This window comes from Pinibacter aurantiacus (assembly GCF_019130065.1).
In the GTDB taxonomy this organism is placed as follows: Bacteria; Bacteroidota; Bacteroidia; order Chitinophagales; family Chitinophagaceae; genus Pinibacter; species Pinibacter aurantiacus.
Window position 1 is genome coordinate 108,142 of the sequence record NZ_JAHSPG010000009.1, and the last position, 22,055, is coordinate 130,196.

Here is a 22,055-nt window from a genome sequence, read left to right on the forward strand (position 1 = left end):
GTGTTTATACAATAGATATTCGACAGAGGTGAAATGAAAAGGATAGATGGTAAAGTAATAAACATGCGCAACATTTCGTAACTTATAGTTGTTATTTATAAAAAGAGGTGGTTATGGCATGTGCAAATAAAAAACTGATCGAGTCCTTGAGGGAAACGGCTTCCCGCCTTCGTAACGGGGCATATTATGCATGGGGACATCATGGCGGATGTAATTGCGGCAACTTGCTGCAGGTAGTGACTTCGCTAACGAAAGAAGAAATTCTGAGTTATGCGCATACTACGCGTGGTGAATGGACTGAGATCGCCGAAGAGTTTTGCGAAACCTCGCTCACCCCGGCATATGTGATGATATCAAAACTGGAAGCTATTGGCTTAACGCCTACTGATATACACAATATCGAATACCTGGAAGATGCAGAAGTTTTGGGCAAGCTATCCGGGGGCTTCAGATGGTTGAAGAGGAACGACAGGGCCGATGTGATCGATTACTTCGAGGCCTTTGCCGATTTACTGGAAAGCAAGCTTCGCCAGCATGATGGCCAGCAGCTTTTAAAAAACCTTATTGATGAAGAAGTAGAAAAACCAACCATGTACGTGTAACACAGGCAGCTCGTAGAAATATTGTAAGCAACTCTACCAGCTTACCCTAGCGTATTTAGGACCTCCAGCAATGGGGGTTCTTTTTTTTAATAACTGAATCACTGAATGACTGAATAACTGAGTGGCTGAAATTCGTAGTAAATGATTGTATTGAAACATTCAGTTATTCAGTTATTCAGTTATTTTTCAATCATGCTGTTACACAATCATTAATTACATTGCATTATAAACAGCCCCCTATGCTCATCAGCGCGGTTTTAAAAAAATATCAATCGACATTTCATCCGGTAATTAAATTGAAACAAGGTGAGGAGATAGCTGCGTTGGATCTTTCTGCAAAGAATGTTGAGCTTACAGAAGATGTTTTTACAAACACACAATCTTTTAGTCAATTCATAGAAAACGAGCGACGCAAAGCAAATGCGGCCTATCTCGCAGGTGGTTATGATGAGTTAAGAAGCATTTATGGTAAAAGCGATCTTTTTAATGGTGAAGAGCCGAGGCGGCTTCATTTAGGTGTCGATATCTGGGGAAATGCCGGTACGCCGGTTTATTGTTTCCTTGGGGGAATGGTGCACAGCTTTGCTTTTAATGACAATGACGGCGATTACGGCGCCACACTTGTATTACTCCACCAATTAGATGGAATAGCCTTCTATACCTTGTATGGCCACATCAGCTTGCGCGATATTGATGCGATAAGGCCGGGTCAATATGTTTCCATTGGACAGGAAATAGCGCATTTCGGAGAGCCTCATGAAAACGGCAACTGGCCGCCACACCTTCATTTTCAGGTGATTGCAGACATGGAACTGAAGAAAGGCGACTATCCGGGTGTTTGCAAATTTTCCGAAAGAGAAAAGTATTTAGCGAATTGTCCCGATCCGAATTTGATTTTACAAATAACTGAATAACTGAGTAACTGAATAACTGAGTGGTTGAAAGTCATAGTGAATGATTGTGATGAAACGCTCAGTTATTCAGTTACTCAGTTATTCAGTCAGTCTCTCTAATGTTGCTATTCTGTTAATCAATTATGCAATGATTCTATTATTCGTAATTAAACCCCTATCTTTGCACCGCAATTGAGATATATCGCATAAGTAATTGAACATATTTTCTGCTACGCAAGTCCGCAATTAGTTAGTTAAGTATTCTTTTTACGCTGCTGTTTTACCTCAAGGTTATTTATTTAAATTTTAATTAGTTAGAATGAACATTTATGTTTCAAATTTAAGCTTCAACGTTCAGGATGAAGACTTAAGAGAGTTTTTTGCAGAATATGGTGAAGTAACCTCTGCTAAAGTGATCACCGACAAATTCACTCAAAAAAGCCGTGGCTTTGGATTTGTTGAAATGCCAAACGACGAAGCTGCTCAAAAAGCAATCGCTGAATTGGATGGTGGTGTTGTAGAAGGCAGAACAATCCGCGTTACAGTTGCTAAACCTCGTGAAGAGAGCAGCAACAGAGGTGGCGGTGGTTCTTTCCAAAAAAGAAGCTTCAGCAACAACAGATACTAATCTCTGTTTATAGACTTATAAATAATGGCTCACCAGTGGTGGGCCATTATTTTTTTAATGACTGAATAACTGAATAAACTGAATAACAGAGTGGTTGAAGTTTGTAGTGCATAACTGCACCTGAACTTTCAGTTATTCAGTTATTCAGTCACTATTTGCGCTACCTTGCATCCCTTATGCCAAGTACAAAAAAGACTGCCGCACTTAGTTTTATCTTCATCACTTTACTGATTGACGTTACAGGTTTGGGAATCATTGTTCCTGTAATGCCCAAGCTGATTGAACAATTGGTGCATGGTGATCTTAGTGTCGCCTCTAAGTATGGCGGTTGGCTTACGTTTGCCTATGCCATCATGCAATTTGCATGTTCTCCAATTATTGGCAACCTGAGCGATCGTTATGGAAGAAGGCCTGTGCTGTTGTGCTCGCTTTTGGGGTTTGGTATAGATTATTTGTTCCTTGCGTTTGCTCCTACTATTTGGTGGTTATTTGTCGGTCGCATCATTGCAGGAATTACAGGGGCAAGCTTTACCACTGCATCAGCCTATATTGCAGATGTAAGCACTAATGAAAACCGCGCACAGAACTTTGGAATGATTGGTGTCGCGTTTGGACTTGGTTTTATCATCGGGCCCGTGTTGGGCGGTTTGCTTTCAGGCTTTGGCACTAAAGCTCCCTTCCTTGCTGCTGCCGGATTAGCCTTGTTAAACTTTTTATACGGGTTCTTCATCCTCCCCGAATCGCTTCCGAAAGAAAACCGGAGAAAGTTTGAATGGAAACGTGCGAATCCATTGGGTTCTTTAATGGCACTTAAAAAATATCCTTCTGTTTCAGGTCTTGTTGTTTCTATTGTGCTGATTTATATCGCGTCCCATGCCGTACAAAGCACCTGGAGTTTTTATGGAATGGAAAAGTTTCATTGGAGCGAAAAGATGGTCGGCATTTCACTGGGTGTGGTGGGTTTTTGTGTAGCGCTTGTGCAGGGCGGTTTGATACGTGTGGTAATTCCAAAACTTGGCCAGGAGAAAAGCGTTTACACCGGCTTGGTATTGTATAGCGTCGGAATGTTGCTATTTGCTTTTGCTTCGCAAGGTTGGATGATGTTTGTATTTACCGCGTTTTACTGCCTTGGCGGTATTGCCGGTCCGGCATTGCAGGCCATCATATCAGGAAATGTGCCAAGAAATGAACAGGGAGAGTTACAGGGCGCATTGACAAGCTTGATGAGCGCAACTGCTGTGATTGGTCCGTTGTTGATGACTTACCTGTTTTCAACATTTACTAAAAAAACGGCACCTATCTATTTGCCTGGCGCTCCGTTTTTGGCGGGAGCCATTTTAATTACCATAAGTGCCGTTCTTGCATACAGGGCTTTGCATCCCGGTCGTACAGTTGCTGAAAGAGTTCCGGCAAATAACGAGAAATAGCGTTATTGTTCCTGGTCGCCAGAGCCAATTTCATCGATCATTTGGTCATAGCCCGCTATATCTGGTTTTTTGCTTAATGCGTTTCTGATAAGATAGTAGGAGCCAAAAGCAAAGCCGTAACCTACTAATAAGGCCAGATAAATATTTTGTTGACCAAGCAGCATAAGACCAACCACGGCACCTAGTATTTCAGCAAGAAACCATGATATGATCATTATTGTGACCCATTTTCCTTTCGATTCGCCTTTGTCCAGTGCAAGCGCACCAATTTTTTTGGAATAGTAAATTATTAGAATTATTTCCAGCATTTTTTCAAGTTTAAGCGGGGCAAAATAGCATTATTTTTTAAATAACTTGAGAAGTACACAATTGGATTTTTGAGGGCCGAAACCTACAGCCCATCGCAAGCGAAAATATGTGCTGTAACATCTTAATTCACTGCCGTTTGGCTTCAGCCAATGATAAAATAGAAACAAAAGCCCTCTAATTCCCAATTCCTAATTTCTAATTCCTATTTGCCTCCTTATCTTTGCCGCATGGATCAGTTGATAGAAAAAATAAAACAGTATAAAGAAGAAATTGATGCAGCTGTAATAGACGGCGCCGCATCTTTGGAAGAATACCGTATAAAATTCCTTGGGACAAAGGGTATATTGAAAAACCTTTTCGGGGAAATGAAATCTGTTGCCAACGAAAACAAAAAGGAATTTGGCCAAATTCTGAATGATTTCAAGCAACATGCTGAAGCCAAATACGAACAATTTAAAGAGCTTACATCGGCTAACGGCGATTCTGCCGCTTCATCCCTTGACCTTACTTTGCCGGGAGATGTGATTCCTGTGGGAAGCCATCACCCAATCTCTATAGTGCGCAATGAAATCGTTTCTATTTTCCAGCGCCTCGGCTTTGCAATTGCAGAAGGCCCTGAAATAGAAGACGATATGCACAATTTTACCGCATTGAATCTTCCTGAAAACCACCCTGCACGCGATATGCAGGACACTTTCTATATTTCACAAAACCCAGATTGGTTGCTGCGTACACACACGAGCAGCGTTCAGGTACGCGAAATGGAAAAAGGAAAATTGCCAATCCGCATTATTTGTCCGGGTCGTGTTTATCGCAACGAAACGATCAGCGCAAGGGCGCATTGCTTCTTCCAGCAGGTAGAAGGTTTGTACATCGACGAAAATGTGAGCTTTGCAGATCTTAAGCAAACGCTTTATTTCTTCGTACAGGAAATGTTTGGTAAAAATGTAAAAGTGCGTTTCCGCCCGTCATATTTCCCATTCACCGAGCCAAGCGCAGAAATGGACATCAGCTGTCTTATTTGCGGTGGCAAAGGCTGTAACGTATGTAAACACACAGGCTGGGTGGAGATTTTAGGTTGTGGAATGGTTCACCCTAAAGTATTGGAGAACTGCGGAATCGACAGCAACAAATACACAGGCTTCGCTTTCGGTATGGGCATTGAGCGCATCACCATGCTGAAATACCAGATAAAAGACTTGAGATTATTTAGTGAGAACGATGTGAGATTTTTGAAGCAGTTTACGTCTGCGACGTAGGTTTGCCACTGAGGCACAGAGAATACAGAGAAGTTATTTTAACGCAAAGGGCTCAAAGTATTGTGCAAAGGAAACGAAGATATTCGCCCTTCCTTTGCACAATACTTTGAGCCCTTCGATTGAAAAAAAGTATCGCTTAATAAATTTCGGTTTCTTCTGTGCCTCAGTGGCAATCCTAAGGACGCGAAGCGTTCCCCATTTTCAACTTTCAACTTTTAATTTTCAATTAACCAACTTTCTCCCACTCGCCACTCTTGTGATTAAATTGCTTTAGCACCTTTGCAGGATTTCCCGCAACAATTGTATAATCATCTACATTTTTTGTAACCACACTGCCCGCGGCAATCACAGAGAATTTTCCAACACGCACACCGGCAGTTATTACAGCATTCGCACCAATCCAGCTACCTTCTCCGATAATGATTTCATTGGTAGTACAGGGCTGGTATCTGAAAGCCGTTTGTACATTATCAAAGCCATGATTAAGGCCGGAGATAACCACATTCTGTGCCGTCATCACATGATCTTCAATGGTAACAGGGCCAATCACCACATTGGACGCACCAAGAAAAACATGGTTGCCAATGTGTAAGGCGCCAAGACCATTATTAAGTAAAGTGAAATCTTCCACCACCGAATCGTGACCAATTGTAAACGCTTTGGAAGGAATAAGATCGAGCCTGGCGTACTTAAATATTTTTGTGTTTTTACCGCGCTGGTGGTAAAACGGATTTACAAATTTACGCACCCACCATCTTGGCCGGATCTCATTTTTAGCAAATAACATTCTATGTGCTACATTCTTTAATGCCGAGTTCGATTTAATTGTAGTGATAAGCGTCATAGTGATTAATTTCAAAGGCCTAACGCCTAATGCTTAACGCTTAACGCAATTGAGTAACTTAGCGTCTGCGTTATGCGTTTCGCATTTGCGTTGCGCGTTTTGCATTAAGCGTTTTGCGTTCCACCAAGGTAACAAACCAATTCTATTTATCAGAGAGGCACACGCATTATTTTATAAACATTTAAACATGAAGAAATTACTAACTGCCGCATTTTTCATTCTCGCCATTACTCCCGTGTTTTCACAAAGCAAAAATGAGGAGGCAATAAGAAAAGTCCTTAATGACCAGCTGCAGGCGTGGAACAGAGGCGATATTGATGATTTTATGAAAGGTTACTGGCACAGCGATTCGTTGATGTTTGTTGGCAAGTCGGGTATTACATATGGTTATCAAAACACGCTCGATAATTACAAAAAGAACTACAAGGATACGGTGCAGATGGGCAAACTTTTCTTTGAAATACTACAAGTAAAGCCGCTTTCTGCAGATACATACTTTGTTGTAGGGAAATGGTTCCTGAAAAGAAGTGTAGGGGATATTGGCGGTATTTATACCCTGTTGTTTAAGAAAATCAATGGCCAGTGGATGATAATTGCGGACCACAGCAGCTAGAGGGTGTTAGCCCCAAAAACTAACCACTGAGGCACTAAGGCCACTTAGTTGCACTAAGGGTTTCCTTAGTGAGGCTTAGTGCTCTTAGTGCCTGAGTGGTAAATCTTTGAGATCTGAGTCTGGAACTCAGCCTTCGGCGTCGGGCTGTGCTTGCCGACGCCTCGAAACCAACCATTCATCAGGGTTTCCGACTATTAATTCTTAATTCTTAATTATTAATTCAAAAAACTCTTTACGTTTGCCGGATTAAAACACTTGATTAAAACATGAAGAAGATTTTAGCAGTGATTGCGCTGTCAGTCACTTTACTACGAAGCTATGCCGATGAAGGCATGTGGTTACCGCTGCTGCTGGGTCAGCAGGTGTATAACGACATGGTAAAACGTGGCCTTAAACTGAAACCTGAACAACTTTATAGCATTAACAAGGCTTCCATTAAAGATGCGATCATCATTTTTGGAAACGGTTGTACAGGAGAGATTGTGAGCAAGCAAGGTCTTATTTTCACCAACCACCACTGCGGATATGCCGCAATCGCCGCTGCAAGTTCTGTTGAACACAACTACCTGCGCGATGGTTTCTACGCAAAATCTTTCCAGGAAGAGATTCCCGCACAAGGCTTAACTGCACAGTTCTTACTTAAAATAGAAGACGTTACGAAAGAAGTGGAAACGGCGCTGAACGGTCTTTCCGGTGCTGACAGATTGAAAAAGCAAGCGGATGTAATTGCTACGATCAATGCACGCTACTCAGACTCTACTCAAAGCATCGAGGCAAGAGTGAGCCCGCTGTTTAAAAATAACCAATTCCTGGTTTTCGTATATCAACGCTACAAAGACATCCGTCTGGTGGGAACGCCTCCAGAAAGCGTGGGTAAATATGGTGGAGACACTGACAACTGGGAGTGGCCACGCCACACCGGTGATTTTTCTGTTTTCCGTGTGTACATGAGCAAAGACGGTAAAGCGACAGATTATTCCCCAAGCAACGTTCCTTTAAAACCAAAATATTCATTGCCGGTTTCTATCAAAGGCATCAAAGATGGCGACTACGCAATGATCTACGGTTATCCTGGTGGTACCAATCGTTATGAAACTTCTTACGGCGTAAAACTTTCTACCGACGTTAATAACCCTTCTCTCGTTGCTTTGCGCGATGTGCGCCTGAAAGCAATGTTTGAAGAAATGAAGAAAGATCCTGCAGTGAAATTGCAACTGGCATCAAGCTATGCAGGTATTGCGAACTACTGGAAATTCTTTGATGGTGAAACCAAGCAATTGTTGAAATACGATGTGTATGGTCAAAAGAAAAAAGCAGAAGATGCTTTCCAGAAATGGGCAAATGGCAAGCCGGAATTTCAAAATGTAATAAGCGATTGGGAAAAAGTGTATGCTGACTGGCTGCCTTACGCAAAAGAGCGTATGTATTTGAATGAAGGCATTTTAGGTTCCCCACTTGCTGCTTTTGCTTCTTCTTTAATGCAGGTAGAAAGAGTGCTTAACATGCAAGGAGCAAAACCGGAAGATGTTAAGAGAGCAATGGACGATGCAAATGCACGTCGCAAAACTTTCCTTGCAGATGAGAATAAAGTTTCCGATCAAAAGATCATGGCTGCAACTGCAGAAATGTTCTACACAGATATCGATAAAAGCCAGCACCCGATTGGCTTCTACGAAAACATAAAAACCACTTACGGTGATTTGAAAGATCCTGCGACCTTCAAAAAAATGTCAGCGGATGTGTTTAACACAACAATGATTTTCAATGATGCGAAATGGGATCAGTTTGTGAAGGTGCCCACTGCAAGCGCTTTGCAAAACGACCCTGCATATGCGTACGCAACAGCTTTCGTGAAAAATTATACAGGAAAATATTTGCCTAAGTTCCAGGATTTCACCACTAAGAACAATGAATTGGGAAGATTGTATTTGAAAGGCATTATGGAAATGGATCCTGTGAAAGCAAAGAAAATGTATCCTGACGCAACTTTCACCATGCGTGTGAGCTTCGGTAATGTAAAAAGCTATGCGCCGCGTGATGCAACTAAATACGACTATGTATGTACCATGAAAGGTGTAATGGAAAAATATGTGCCTGGTGATTATGAGTTTGATCTTCCACAACACTACAGAGATCTTGTTGCGAAAAAAGATTTCGGTCAGTACATCGACAAAAGCCGCAATGATCTTGTAGTAACGTTTATCACTACAAATGACATCACCGGCGGTAACTCTGGTTCTCCTGTAATGGATGCATACGGAAACCTGATTGGTCTTGCATTTGACGGCAACTACGAAGCGCTGAGCCACAAAATGGCTTTTGACAAAGATCTTAACCGCACGATCTGCGTAGACGTTCGTTATGTATTGTGGTGCATTGACAAGTTGGGTGGTGCGAGCAATATTATTAGTGAGTTGAATTTGGTGAAGCAGTAATTAGGAATTAGGAAATAGAATAGGGCAGCATTCGTTAGCGAGTGCTGCCCTATTTATTTTGGGGAGTTAGTTTTTGTTTAAAGTGTGCGCCTCGGTTTGCGTCTTGACAATCACCGTCAACTTACGGCCCGCGGTTGCCTCTCGCTTCGCGATGTTTAACATGTCGCCCCTACGGGGCTGGTTTTGGATTTTCGCCATTGTGTCTTTTTCTACTAACGTGTCGCCCCGATGGGGCTGTTTACTACTCCAGGCAATTTGCACTAGCCCCAGAGGGGCGACATGTTAAACATCGCGAAGTGATATATTGTAGCGGGCCTTAAATCAGCGACTAGGGGATACACGATCAAGGGCGTCGAGAATCGGTTTGGTTTAAAATCTACAACCTAATCGAACAGAACCATACATATCATCCAGGTACTGTGTCTTTGCCTGTTTTGTTTGGTAGATAACAGAGAATCCAATGAACATTTTTTTGCAAGAAAATATGCCGCCAATTGTTTGTTGATAAACAAAAGGTTGGGCCTTTGACACGGCGCCGGTTTCCTTTGTAAACAATGCACCTTGAATCGTTGCGTCGTAGGCCTGTGCTATTATTTGCGGATAGAAATAAAAGTAAAGTTCATAACGATATCTTCTGGATTGTTGAGTATTGTCGACTGTTGCGTTCCAGGCAATACTTTGACTGTTTTTTTCAAATGCTCCCAATTGAAATAAAATGCCGGCTTTTGCATTGGTGAATGTGTTTCCCAATGAAACTTCCACTACAGGTTTTACCGCCACAATGGACGATTCTGTTGAAAATAATGAGGTGGCATACAACGCACCTGCGTTCAATTGTGGTTCGGCGGTTACCTGGTAGTTCCAGCCTGCGGGCGGATCGAAGCCAACGGCGTGATGATACCATTTTTGCAATGATCCGGCCAGAGATGGTTTGCCGCTAATGCCGCCCGTTGCCGACAATTGTAACAATGATTCCTTTCCCCAGAAATGCGTTTGTGAATAAGTCAGTAAAAGAAGTCCGGCATATGGACGGTCTATGTTTTCAGCGTTGCGTATCCTGTAATAATACGGATTGTACATTAGCTGACTTAATTGTAATGATTGTATCTTTTTTTGTGTGCGGGGCTGTTTTGAGATCCACGTGTAATTGAAGAATATGCCGTTTGTATAATAGCGATCTGTATATAAGGAAACGTAAGCGTCGTTTTCTGAAATAATGGAAAGTTGGTGCCGAAGTGGCTTCCCGGAGTCATTTTGTTGGGCAGATGCGAAAATTGTCAGCACCATCAGCATAGTGAAAAATAAAACCTTCATAGACTATGTTTTCTTCCGGGTTAAAAATGAAATGCCATGTTTGCAAAGTCGGGGACATGGACAATCCTCGTCATTTGTGATTGGTTTGTTTAGCAAGAACAAATGGCTAATGCAAAAGTTCTCGTCAACGCTTTCTTCTGTTTCCTCCATCGATTGTTGCTGCGACTATTAATCAAACTTTGTTTTATGAGCACAATATTTTTTACCCCCGGTTTGCCCCTGCAGTTTCCTGAAAAATTTATTCTTGTATTTCTTTGGTCAATGTTTGCTTTTGCTTTGTGGGCAATATTGCTGTATATGTCACTTTGGTTTATGAAACCAAGAAAAGTAAAATCAATAAATGGCAACCAGAAGTATTAAGTTACTCTACGGCTGGTGGATTGTCTTTCCATGCCCACAAGTGCATGCAAGCATAGGTCCGGTACGGACTCCATTTAGAAGATATTTTCAGCAGTCTTTCGCGTAGTTTTTTCTTGTCGTCCGTTTTGAGTTTGTAGATTTTTATCATTGCCGATTGAACGCCCCAGTCATCAATGGCAAATACGTCCTCGCGACCCAGCGTAAACATGAGGATCATTTCCGTGGTCCATTTTCCCACACCTTTAATTTGCGTTAAATAAGCGATCACTTCGTCGTTGGACATTTTATCCAGCTTCTTCTTTTCCATGCCCTGTTCAGCCGCAAATCGCGCTACGTTGTGCACATAACTCGCTTTTGCATTTGACAGCCCAATCGAACGCAGTGTTTCAATGGGTGTATCCATGATCTGCTCAGGCGTGGGAATCTTGCCACCATACAAGTCCATAAAACGATTGTGAATTACCTGTGCCACCTTGGTAGAAAGCTGCTGGCTCATGATCGAGCCTATCAAACTCATATACACCACTTTCCGTTTCTTCAATTCAATCGGCTCGCCCTGGAGAAGTGGCTGGAACTTTTTGTCTTTGGAGAGATGTTGGATGTAATGCATGGTTGAAATTAATAATTAATAATTAAGAATTAATAGGTGCGGCAACAGGAGAGGAGCTAAGTTTCCGATATGTTCGAAATGAAATAAGGCAGCATTCATTAATGAACGCTGCCTATTCTTTATTAATTATTAATTATTAATTCCTATTTCGGCATTTCAAAAATCTTCGGATCCACTTCCTTATTGATCTCTACTTTTTTAGTAACGATCGTTAAAGACATGCCTTGCGGCAACGCAAGTTCTGTAGAGTAAGGAACCGGGTAACCGTAGTCTGTTTTCTTGTAATCAGAGAAGATGCTGCCGACTTCGATTTCCTGTCCTTGTGCACTGATAGTGCTTACATTTTTTATCAGGTAGTAAGTGGTAGGATCGATGTACATCATCATTACAAGGGAATCTGGAGTCGTAACCTTAAGCTTGTAAGCGTTTTTAACATTGTTTACATCTTCTTTGCCCACCAGTTCAACTTTGTTGCCTTTTGCTGCATAGTTGAATAAAGGTCCGCCGATGTCAAGTTGTGCTTTTCCTCTCTTTACCATTTCAGCAGGTAAAGGCTCTGCAGTGGTTTGTCCCTGGAAAGGATTGATTGTCCAGCCACCGTCTTTAGTGTAACACTGTACAATCTTTGAACCGTTGAAATCCATTTCGTTTTTAAAGCCCTTTCCATTTACCAGTGTAGTAGTAGAAGGCGCTTCGTTACCCATTATCTGCACACTGCTTTCTGTATAAATAGTTTTGATACCGGCGATTTTATCCTTGCCGCCAAGTGCCGCGACGTACTTATCAACTATTTCATTTGCTGTCTGCGCTTTTACGGCAATAGCTGATAATACGGTTGTTGCCAGTAATAAAGTTTTTAGAATTTTCATTAGTATTTGTTTAGAATTTTTACGTTGGAGAAGAGTAGAGGAATTAGAAATTAGAGGTTAGGAATTAGGAATGCAGCGTTTAAATTTCTAACTCCTATTCTGGTTTGCTGAGCTTCGCAACATCCAGCGGTTTGTTCACTTCAATTTTTTCAAAAGTCATACCATTTCCCATGTTTCCCATTTTTACTTTGTAAGGAAAAATATAACCCTGATCTGTTTTTTGATAGTCGGAAAAATCTGTGCTGATGTCTGCATCTGCAGCACCGGGACGTCCACCGCCACTACCCGCAAAGCTGCTGCCTTTGTGCGTTTCGCGGGAAATGTAGTACGTCTGTGCATCAATGTAATAGGTAATGTCAGCACCGGAAGTAAGGGTAAGTTTTATTTTGTGGCAATCTTTACCATCCAGCGTTTCTTTACCAAGGTATTCTACTTTATAGCCTTTTGATGCATAATCAACCAGTGACCCTGCACAATCAAGTTCTGCTTTTGTATTCTTTAATTTATCGGCAGGAATGGGTTCAAATTTTCCTCCTGAACGCGGACTCGATACCCAGCCGCCTTTATCTGTAATGATCGTTGTTAGAGAACCCATCGCGCCAAATTGCGATTCTCTGCGCGAAAGTTTACCATTTACTTTATCGATAGCTGTAGTAAGTTCATTTCCGTTTTGCATAACCGCCACACCTTCCATATGAAGCGTGTTGATGGAGTTGAGTTTTTCTTTTCCGCCCATTGCATCAACATATTTCGCGATCACTTCGTCGGCAGTTTGAGCCTGCGCGGCAAACAGGGTAAGCGTTAGAAAAAATGCAAAGCCTGCAATTATCCATTTAGGCATTTGATGATGTTTTTTGATAAACCAAATTTAACTGTCTTTATGAATGTTTTCATGCCTTTTGTAAAAATCTTTATAAATCAAGGTTTATGGTAATAATTGATTAACAAACAGTTTGATGTAGTAGGTAGGGCCAGACAGGTAGTTTCACTTGCAGGGACGCACAAATCGTTTTATCTTTTAATCAAAACAACGATTATGGACCCAAATACCGAAAAAACTTTCTTAGGGGCAGCAGAAAATCCTGTAGTGGCTCCAACCCAAGATGAAAAAACACTTGCCATGCTGGCTCATTTGCTCACATTTGTCTCCTCTATTCTCGCGCCATTGATTATTTATCTTATAAAAAAAGATGACTCGCAGTTTGTAGCGACACATGCTAAAGAATCGCTGAACTTCCAGATTACGATGGTCATTATATCCATCGGGCTCGCCATAACCATCATCGGTCTCTTTCTCATCTGGATCGTGGGAATATTTGCGCTTGTTTGCGTGATCATTGCCACCATAAGAGCCAATGAAGGGAAAATTTATCGCTATCCGTTTACGTGGAGATTGATTAAGTAGAGAGTGACCAGTAGCCGGTTACCGGTGGCCGGTAGTTTGTGTGTAACATTCAAATTAATTAAGAGGCTGACTCATATTTGAGTCAGCCTCTTTTATTTATCCTTTTTTGATACGTAAATGTCCGAAAACGAATCGCCATAACTGTTCTGGGTATTTAGGTTTGCCTTTTACTTCAACACTTAACACATTTTAAAACAATTAGTATGCTTGTACCTGCGATGGGATTCTTCATCTGGACGCTTGTAGTCATTACTGTTTGGGTCGTGTTGATTCGCTTGATCTATAAAATGTATAAAAAACTGGTGAAGTAAGAAGGGGCCTTCCGGTATAGTCAGCGCGACATAAGCGAATTCAAAGCAAAATAAAAGCTGCGCAAACGCGCAGCTTAATTTATTTCTATAATGATCGCATTAAAACACGAGCTACTGGCTGCTGGCAACCGGCGACTGCTCCCTCGGCACCACAGCCTTCGCCATTCTCGCTAAAAACCGATGCATCGTATCCATATCTTTTACATCTTCAACCACCATCAGGAAGTTTTTGCCTGTTTGTTTTAGCCTTGCTTTGTTGGTACCTGTTTGCAGATAATCCAATACGTTTTTGAAAAGAACAGACTCGAAGTAAGGCGAATCATTTTTGTTGATGAAATAACAGCGGAACGTTTCATCCTTCAATGTCATTTTCTCAAAACCTATTTCAACAGCAAGCCTGCGGCAACGAACGGTTATGAAAAGATCTTCCACCTGCTGCGGTATCGGTCCAAAACGATCACTCATTTCAGCATGGAAGGCAAGAAGCTCTTCTTCATTTTCGCAATTGTCCAATCTTGTGTAAAGTGAGAGCCTTTCTGTAATGCTTTCTACATAACTATCAGGAATCAATATTTCAAGATCGGTGTCTATGGTACAATCATGCACAAAATCATCCTGCTGCTGAATTTCGTTCTTAAACAACTCGCGGAATTCTGTACGTTTCAATTCTTTGATCGCTTCATCCAAAACTTTTTGATACATCTCAAAACCGATCTCTGCCATAAAACCACTTTGTTCCCCACCCAGCATATTACCCGCGCCGCGAATGTCAAGGTCACGCATCGCGATCTGGAAACCGCTTCCCAAATCACTGTGTTGCTCCAGTGTTTGCAGGCGTTTACGGCTGTCGGTCGGTAATGTGCTCATTGGCGGCCCCATAAGATAACAGAACGCTTTCTTATTGCTGCGGCCAACGCGACCACGCAACTGGTGCAGGTCACTCAAGCCAAAATGATGTGCATTATTGATGATGATCGTATTCACGTTTGGTATGTCCACACCGCTTTCCACGATGTTGGTACAAACCAGCACGTCATATTTTTTATCGATGAAATCGAGAATTCTTTCCTCCAGCTCGTGACCTTCCAATTGCCCGTGCGCAAAACCAACGCTCAGATCCGGACAAAGCCTTTGGATCAAAGCACTCATTTCCGCAAGGCCATGTACACGGTTATGAATAAAGAAAACCTGGCCGCCGCGCTCAGTTTCGTAATAAACGGCATCACGGATAAAATCTTCGTTGAAAACCGCCACCTCTGTTTGTATCGGTTGCCTGTTTGGTGGAGGCGTGTTGATGATGCTTAAATCCCTCGCGCCCATCAAACTGAATTGTAAAGTTCTTGGGATAGGCGTTGCCGTTAGAGTTAAACTATCAACCGTTGTGCGAAGCGTTTTTAGTTTTTCCTTTGCAGCTACACCAAATTTTTGCTCTTCGTCAATGATCATCACGCCAAGATCTTTGAACTTGATGTCTTTGCTAAGCAATGCGTGCGTACCAACGATGATATCGATTTTTCCTTCTTCCAGTTTCTTCAACGTTTCTTTTTTCTCTTTGGCAGATTTGAAACGATTGAGATAATCAACTGTTACAGGAAAATCTTTTAAACGCTCTTTAAATGTTTTGTAATGCTGAAAAGCAAGAATGGTAGTAGGAACCAGGATTGCGGCTTGTTTGCCGTCTGTGCATGATTTGAAAGCTGCACGCACGGCAATTTCCGTTTTACCAAAGCCCACATCACCGCAGATCAATCGGTCCATTGGTGACGGCGCTTCCATGTCACGCTTTACATCTGCCGTTGCCTTGCTTTGGTCTGGAGTATCTTCATAAATAAAAGATGCTTCCAGCTCCGTTTGCATATAGGTGTCGGGCGTGTGTGCAAAACCCGGTTGCGCTTTACGTTGCGCATATAATTTGATAAGGTCAAATGCAATTTCTTTAACCTTAACTTTTGTTTTTTCTTTTAATTTGTTCCAAACATCGCTGCCGAGTTTATTCACTTTCGGCACGCTTCCTTCCTTGCCGGTGTATTTGGCAATTTTGTGAAGCGAGTTGATGTTTACGTACAGGATGTCGCTGTCCTTATAAATAATACGAACGGCTTCCTGCAGTTTGCCATTTACTTCCAGTTTTTGCAAACCGCTGTACACACCCACACCGTGGTCGATATGCGTTACATAGTCGCCCGGCTGCAGCTCACGCAATGTACGTATTGTAAGTGCTTTGCTTTTGTTGTAGGCCTGTTTAACCTTATACTTATGATAGCGCTGGAAAATCTGGTGGTCAGTATAGCATACGGCTTTTACATCTTCGTCTATAAAACCTTTGTAAATAGATATGGCAACAGGAACAAATTGTATCTCCACTTTTAAGTCGGTGAAAATGCTGTGTAATCTTTCGAGTTGGCGAGGATTTTCAGCAAAAATGTAAATGCCGTATTTCTTCGTTTCCCAACTTTTCAGATCCCTTATCAGTAGATCAAATTGCCTGTTGAACGAAGGCTGCGATTTTGTATTGAATTCTATTTCGTGCGTAAGTCCTGATGGCATGGTGTGTCTGCCGCCGAACTCTGCAATATGTCGTGTAGCGAGTTGTTTCTCAATTTTTTCAGCGGGAACAAAATCTTCTTTGGTGATATTTGTTTTTTCCAGCACCTCGTCATCAGTATCGGGTTTCTTAGTCTGCGAAGGTTGAACATTGGTAATGTACAATTCCAGGTCTTCTTCCTGCGTGAGAACTTTATCTTTTATTACGTCCCAGTCCTGCACCCAGCAAACGGTATTTTCCGGAAGAAACTCAAATAGAGAAACCTTGTCGCCCGTTTCGAATTGCGTTTCCACGTTGGGAATAATATTTACCTGCAGCAATTTCCTTTCACTCAACTGCGTTTCCGGATCGAAAATGCGAATAGAGTCAACATCGTTACCGAACAGCTCCACACGGTAAGGTTTTTCATTACCGAAAGAGTAGATGTCCAAAATGCCGCCGCGTATTGCAAATTGTCCCGGCTCGTATACGAAATCGGTTCTAGTGAAACCAAGGTCCACCAATAGCTCCAGCAGGCTGTTTACATTCAGCGTATCATTTGTTTTAATGGAAATGATATTGCCGCTCAATGTTTTTGGAAGCACTACTTTCTCAAACAATGCCTCCGGGTAAGTGATCAATATTTTCTTATTGCCACCCGCTGAAATCTTTGTCAGCGCTTCAGTTCGCAGCATTACGTGACTGCTGTTCAGCAACCTGAAATTTTTCCTGTTCTTAAAGGAAGAGGGAAAATAAAACAAGTCAAGCGCATTGGTAAGATTCTCCAGTGTGTTGTGAAAATACGCCGCTTCTTCAGCATCGTTCAGTACGACAACATGGTTTAGTTGCTCGCATGCTGGATGCTGAAAAATAGAAGTAATTACAAACTCAGGGGAACTGCCGTAAAGATTTTTTAGAAAAAGTCGCTGAGGTTGCGACATAGTAAGCCTGTCCGCAATCTGAAAAATGCGGGGGTTATCCTTGTACTGTGCTAACAAATTATCCAGATTCATCCGCTCCTTATCTTCTTAAATTACACCGAAGGTAATTTATAATTTGAGAATTTGACGATTTGAAGATTTGAAAATGAGGAGTGCATGTTGCGAAAAAGAAGCAATTTCTCTGCTGCACAAGGATTTGATAAGATTACTCTCAGCATTTTGGCATAAAAGCATTTTCAAATTTTCAAATCTTCAAATTTTCAAATTGCAGGCGCTAGTACACTGCATCATAATCCACGTTCACTTTGACATTAGTGAACTTCCCCGCCACCACTTTTACTGGATTAATATTTTCGCCCTCGAAGAGATTGGCGTAGAAAAGCGTATCTTTTTTTACAAACAAGGAGTAGTCGCCCGGGGGTAATTTCACTTTGAAATAACCTTCGTCGTTAGATTTTACGGTTTTAACGAGTTTGGTAGAAATATTGCTGTAGAATGCTGAATGATTTATGGCAGATACCTGGTTGCGATTGGTTAGTTCATAAATAAATAATGTTGTCGAATATCCTGAGGGATGCGTCTGTTTTACATCCGGCGATGGCATTCTGTTTCCGCTGAGGAAATAGATGTATCCTTCCAATCCCTGTTTGGGCCTGGCTTTGAAGGATAAGGTAAAAAAGGTTGCAGCGGCGGTAAAAATCAATGTAAGATGCTTGATATTCATGACGTTAATTTAGATGTTTTTAAAACAATTGTTAACGGCAGTTGTTTCTGCAAACTAATGTAGGTCAATTGTTAAAGCCTATGAAATTAATCGTACTTTAGGTTACTAATCTTTTTATATTTATTACCATTCACTTTATGAGAAGGAATCTTTTGCGCGGCCTTACTTTCTTTTTTTGCTTAGGAATTGTTAGTAAAGGTTTTTCACAGGTAAATACAAATGCTTCTGTGTTGCAGCAAGGTGCAAAATTACAGGCAGATAAAGAGCGTTTGACCTTCTCCAAATTACTTACACTATCGAAGGAAAAAAAATGGCCCATGCTTAAACATGGTAAGAATGGGCAGGTCATGCAATTGGTAGGCATCGACCATTTAGGATTTCCACTTTACTTAAGTACACAAAATAATATCATCTCTGCAGCCACGATCGGCACAAGTTCTTTGTGGCCGGGCGGTTCCACGGGTTTGAGCTTGTCCGGATCTTCCGCTAACATGAAGGGGAAAATTGCGGTTTGGGATGGGGATGCTGTTCTGGAAACACACCAGGAGCTGACTGGCAGGATAAACCAAAAAGATTTTCCGGCGAGATCAATAGCAGATATGAATCACTCAACCCACGTTGCAGGGACAATGATTGCATCGGGTGTAAACCCCATTGCAAAAGGCATGTCCTTTGGCGCTCAGCAACTTATTGCGTATGACTTTAATAACGACATGTCGGAAATGATGACGGAAGCCCCGAACCTGTTGTTGTCAAATCACTCTTATGCATACAATGCCGGCTGGGTTTATAATGATGATAACAAGAGGTGGGAATTCTGGGGCGCACCGGACGCAACGGAAGATTACAAATTTGGATACTACGACGATAATACGCAACTCTGGGATTCTATTGCCTACAATGCTCCTTACTACCTGATAGTAAAAGCAGGTGGAAACAGCCGCATAGAAAATGGTCCCGCCGTGGGCGCTACATACTGGCGCATGGATAAAAACGGCGTTTTTTTCAACGCCGGTAACAGGCCCGCAGGCATAAGCAGCAACAATGGCTATGATATTATTTCCACAACTGGTGTTGCGAAAAATATTTTGACGATCGGTGCGGTAAACCCGATTACAAGTGGCTATGGTAAACCGGCAGATGTTGTGATGACCACTTTCAGTGCGTGGGGGCCAACAGATGATGGACGTATAAAACCGGACGTTTGTGCCGATGGATTGAATGTGACTTCTTCGTTCGCCAGCTCTAATACTGCCTATGGTACATTAAGCGGAACATCAATGGCATCACCGGCTGCAACGGGTTCCCTGTTTCTATTACAGGAGCTGTATTCCAAAAGCCACAGTGGAGCTTTCTTACGGGCGGCAACACTCAAAGCAATTGTTATACATACAGCAGATGAAGCTGGTCCTTCTACCGGCCCCGATTATCAATTTGGCTGGGGCCTGATAGACATGATAAAAGCAGCTGCAGTTATCACTTCTAATAATACCGATCAGCAGATCTATGAAAAAGTTTTGCAGAACGGAAAATCTGACACGATAAAAGTTGTTGCTTCGGGTAAAGGAAAATTAATGGCAACGATCGTGTGGACAGATCCCAAGGCGTCTGTGGACCACACGAACGCACTGAATAACCGTGCAAAAAAGCTGGTGAATGACCTGGATCTCCGAATCAAAACTGGAAGCACCGCTTTTCTTCCCTGGATACTGGATGTAGCAAATCCTGCAAATGCTGCAACAAAAGGTGATAACATTACAGACAATGTGGAAAGAGTGGAAGTGGATAATTCAACTCCGGGAGATAGCAGTCTCGTGATCATCACGCATAAAGGAACATTGGAAAGAGGCTCGCAGGCATACTCGCTCATTATTAGTGGTGTGGGTGGAAATGCAGCCTGCGCATCAGGAGCAATCAACAGCGGCGGCACAAGAATAGAGCACGTGACGATGGGAAGCCTCAATTATTCGAACACAACATCTTGCACAACGTACACCGACAACAGGTCTTCTATATTAAACCTGGAGCCGAATCAAAGTGTACCTTTTAGTATAACAGTGGGAAGTTGCGACGCAACAAGTGCTTCTTCCATGATCAAAATTTTTATCGATTATAACCAGGATGGTGATTTTGACGATGCGGGCGAAATGGTGGCACAAAGCGGCGTGTTGAATAAAGGCGGAATTTTTACAGGCACCATTCAAACACCATTGACCATTACTTCGGGCACAGGTTTCCTTATGCGAATCATCGCGCAGGAGACTACGAACATCGGTGACATCAAACCTTGTGGCACTTATGCAAATGGTGAAACACAAGACTACACCGTGAATGTTGTTTCATCCTCAACTGATGTTGGCGTGTTGCAAATTGTAGTGCCAAGTTCAGGTTATTGTATCAATCCGGCTCAATACATCACTATAAGGATTAAAAATTTTGGAAGTGTTGCCGCTAAAAATATTCCTGTAACTGTTGTGGTGAAAAATGGAGCAACAACCCTTGCTACTCTTACCGGAACATATCCTGATACGATACCGGGAAATAGTTACGAAGATTTTACGTTACAAACGCCTGTGGCAATAACAGCCGCCGGCACATATACGATCACTGCGTCTACAGCCTTCTCTGCAGATCAGAATACAACGAACGATGCCACTACAACCAGTGTGATTATAAATGGCAAAGCCAATGATGTTGCGGGTAGGGTAGTCATTTGTGGAACAGATAATGTGTCGCTCATTGCCGATTCAAGTTCCGGCGCCGGCAACATATACAATTGGTATACCAGCGCCACTTCAACAACGCCAATCGCCACAGGTAGCTACGTTACGACGAATGTAGTGACTTCAGATAAAAAATATTATCTCGCAAAGAACGATACCAAACTGAGCATTGGACCGGCAGATAAAAGCGCGCTTGGCGTAGGCAGCTACATGAATGAAGGCGGCCAGTTTATTGGCTTCTCATCCAGCGTTCCGTTAACACTGCAAACAGCAAAACTTTTTGTGGGACACTCCGGTAAGGTGACCTTCATTGTTGCAGATACTTCCAATACGAATGCCGCAAACGGTTCTTATTCTTATGTAACGCTGTCTACGGCTACAATTGACGTGTATGCAACACAAGCCAGTGATAATTCAGATAATGGAGCGGTGTTTAATATTGGGCTTTCCATTCCTGCCGGCAATCACGTTATTATTTTTACGCTAAGCGACGGAGCAACATTGTATAGAAACAACGGCGTTTCTTCGAAACCGTATCCGTTTACTATCCCGGGCGTATTTTCGATAAATGGCAACAGTGCCGGTCTTTCAGCGGATTATCAGAATTTTTACTATTATCTCTACGATATGAAACTGCGCTTAGCCAATTGTGAAAGCAATCGTATTGCGATTGATGCTACAACGGCTTCGCCTGTTGCGCCTACCATAACTTTGACTGGCAATTTGTTCACCAGTACATCGTCTACAGGCGGAAAATTGCAGTGGCTCCTGAATAATGCACCGATTGCAGGCGCAACAGGGCCGACTTACATAGTTAGACAAGCAGGTGCCTATAAACTGGCTGATACAACAACAACCGGTTGTATCATGTATTCAAACGAGATTTATTATGGCAGTTCTGCAGACATCGACCCGGTCGTGATATGGCCAAATCCAAACAACGGAAATTTCAATCTTTCTTTAGCCACAACACAAACCGGTGATGTGAAGGTGGTAATTTTTAACTATATTGGACAAAAGGTGTTTGAACAAACCTATAGTAATGCTGGAACTAACAGCATTCAGGTAAACGGAGGCTTGCTTGCGAGCGGTGTGTATGTAGTGCGGATAGAGCAGGGAGGAAAATTGTATGCTAAGAAAATGATTGTGCATAGCTGGAAGTGATAGCAGATAGCACGCAGGTGACCCTGATTTAGCTGATTTACACGGATTAACTGAATAACTGAATAATTGATTAATTGAATCATTGAATAATTGAGAGTGT

The 22,055-nt window shown here is 42.2% G+C and carries 18 protein-coding genes; 10 read left to right on the forward strand and 8 right to left on the reverse strand.

Annotation, left to right across the window (positions count from 1 at the left end; translation table 11 throughout):
- The first annotated feature begins 113 nt into the window (after positions 1-113).
- From KTO63_RS13110 to KTO63_RS13125, 4 genes are all read left to right on the forward strand, one after another.
- A complete protein-coding gene (locus KTO63_RS13110; protein ID WP_217791774.1) occupies positions 114-602 on the forward strand; it encodes a hypothetical protein in 489 nt (162 codons plus the stop codon).
- Positions 603-841: 239 nt separating this feature from the next.
- Positions 842-1,516, forward strand: coding sequence for a peptidoglycan DD-metalloendopeptidase family protein (locus KTO63_RS13115; RefSeq protein ID WP_217791776.1), 675 nt, complete (start codon positions 842-844; stop codon positions 1,514-1,516).
- Between the two features lie 298 nt (positions 1,517-1,814).
- On the forward strand, positions 1,815-2,123 hold the full coding sequence (locus KTO63_RS13120) for an RNA recognition motif domain-containing protein (RefSeq protein ID WP_217791777.1): 309 nt from the start codon (positions 1,815-1,817) through the stop codon (positions 2,121-2,123).
- A 176-nt stretch (positions 2,124-2,299) separates the two neighbouring features.
- Positions 2,300-3,550 (forward strand): TCR/Tet family MFS transporter, encoded by a 1,251-nt coding sequence (locus KTO63_RS13125; protein ID WP_217791779.1) that lies wholly within the window; start codon positions 2,300-2,302, stop codon positions 3,548-3,550.
- 2 nt (positions 3,551-3,552) lie between these two features.
- Here KTO63_RS13125 and KTO63_RS13130 read toward each other — a convergent pair whose 3' ends face one another.
- Positions 3,553-3,858 carry a hypothetical protein gene (locus KTO63_RS13130; RefSeq protein WP_217791780.1) on the reverse strand — a complete coding sequence of 102 codons (306 nt, stop codon included), beginning with the start codon at positions 3,856-3,858 and terminating at the stop codon, positions 3,553-3,555.
- A 228-nt stretch (positions 3,859-4,086) separates the two neighbouring features.
- On the opposite strand from KTO63_RS13130, the gene pheS reads away from it, so the two are divergent.
- Positions 4,087-5,118 (forward strand): phenylalanine--tRNA ligase subunit alpha, encoded by a 1,032-nt coding sequence (gene pheS, locus KTO63_RS13135; protein ID WP_217791782.1) that lies wholly within the window; start codon positions 4,087-4,089, stop codon positions 5,116-5,118.
- A gap of 226 nt (positions 5,119-5,344) precedes the next feature.
- Here the strand turns inward: pheS and KTO63_RS13140 are convergent, their stop codons facing one another.
- Positions 5,345-5,962, reverse strand: a complete 618-nt coding sequence (locus KTO63_RS13140; protein WP_217791784.1) for an acyltransferase — start codon at positions 5,960-5,962, stop codon at positions 5,345-5,347.
- A gap of 187 nt (positions 5,963-6,149) precedes the next feature.
- On the opposite strand from KTO63_RS13140, the gene KTO63_RS13145 reads away from it, so the two are divergent.
- Both KTO63_RS13145 and KTO63_RS13150 read left to right on the forward strand, forming a co-directional pair.
- Positions 6,150-6,575, forward strand: coding sequence for a YybH family protein (locus tag KTO63_RS13145; RefSeq protein WP_217791788.1), 426 nt, complete (start codon positions 6,150-6,152; stop codon positions 6,573-6,575).
- A 266-nt stretch (positions 6,576-6,841) separates the two neighbouring features.
- Positions 6,842-9,010, forward strand: a complete 2,169-nt coding sequence (locus KTO63_RS13150; RefSeq protein ID WP_217791789.1) for a S46 family peptidase — start codon at positions 6,842-6,844, stop codon at positions 9,008-9,010.
- 369 nt (positions 9,011-9,379) lie between these two features.
- Here KTO63_RS13150 and KTO63_RS13155 read toward each other — a convergent pair whose 3' ends face one another.
- A complete protein-coding gene (locus KTO63_RS13155) occupies positions 9,380-10,324 on the reverse strand; it encodes a lipid A deacylase LpxR family protein (RefSeq protein WP_217791790.1) in 945 nt (314 codons plus the stop codon).
- A gap of 186 nt (positions 10,325-10,510) precedes the next feature.
- Here KTO63_RS13155 and KTO63_RS13160 point away from each other — a divergent pair, with 186 nt between their 5' ends.
- Complete coding sequence (locus KTO63_RS13160; RefSeq protein ID WP_217791791.1) at positions 10,511-10,684, forward strand: hypothetical protein; 174 nt, start codon at positions 10,511-10,513, stop codon at positions 10,682-10,684.
- Position 10,685: 1 nt separating this feature from the next.
- Here the strand turns inward: KTO63_RS13160 and KTO63_RS13165 are convergent, their stop codons facing one another.
- The 3 genes from KTO63_RS13165 to KTO63_RS13175 form a co-directional block, all read right to left on the reverse strand.
- Positions 10,686-11,294 carry a DNA-3-methyladenine glycosylase family protein gene (locus tag KTO63_RS13165; RefSeq protein WP_217791792.1) on the reverse strand — a complete coding sequence of 203 codons (609 nt, stop codon included), beginning with the start codon at positions 11,292-11,294 and terminating at the stop codon, positions 10,686-10,688.
- A gap of 143 nt (positions 11,295-11,437) precedes the next feature.
- Complete coding sequence (locus KTO63_RS13170) at positions 11,438-12,163, reverse strand: LolA family protein (RefSeq protein ID WP_217791793.1); 726 nt, start codon at positions 12,161-12,163, stop codon at positions 11,438-11,440.
- A gap of 94 nt (positions 12,164-12,257) precedes the next feature.
- A complete protein-coding gene (locus KTO63_RS13175; protein WP_217791794.1) occupies positions 12,258-13,004 on the reverse strand; it encodes a LolA-like protein in 747 nt (248 codons plus the stop codon).
- 195 nt (positions 13,005-13,199) lie between these two features.
- Between KTO63_RS13175 and KTO63_RS13180 the strand changes: the two genes are divergently transcribed.
- Positions 13,200-13,568: a DUF4870 domain-containing protein gene (locus tag KTO63_RS13180; RefSeq protein ID WP_217791795.1), complete on the forward strand. Its 369-nt coding sequence runs from the start codon at positions 13,200-13,202 to the stop codon at positions 13,566-13,568.
- Positions 13,569-13,990: 422 nt separating this feature from the next.
- On the opposite strand, the gene mfd is transcribed toward KTO63_RS13180, so the two are convergent.
- Together mfd and KTO63_RS13190 are read right to left on the reverse strand one after the other, a co-directional pair.
- The gene (gene mfd / locus KTO63_RS13185) at positions 13,991-17,416 is read right to left on the reverse strand and encodes a transcription-repair coupling factor (protein WP_217791796.1); all 3,426 of its coding nucleotides are present in this window, start codon (positions 17,414-17,416) and stop codon (positions 13,991-13,993) included.
- A gap of 202 nt (positions 17,417-17,618) precedes the next feature.
- The gene (locus tag KTO63_RS13190) at positions 17,619-18,068 is read right to left on the reverse strand and encodes a carboxypeptidase-like regulatory domain-containing protein (protein ID WP_217791797.1); all 450 of its coding nucleotides are present in this window, start codon (positions 18,066-18,068) and stop codon (positions 17,619-17,621) included.
- A 137-nt stretch (positions 18,069-18,205) separates the two neighbouring features.
- On the opposite strand from KTO63_RS13190, the gene KTO63_RS13195 reads away from it, so the two are divergent.
- Positions 18,206-21,955, forward strand: a complete 3,750-nt coding sequence (locus KTO63_RS13195; RefSeq protein ID WP_217791798.1) for a S8 family serine peptidase — start codon at positions 18,206-18,208, stop codon at positions 21,953-21,955.
- Positions 21,956-22,055 lie beyond the last annotated feature (100 nt).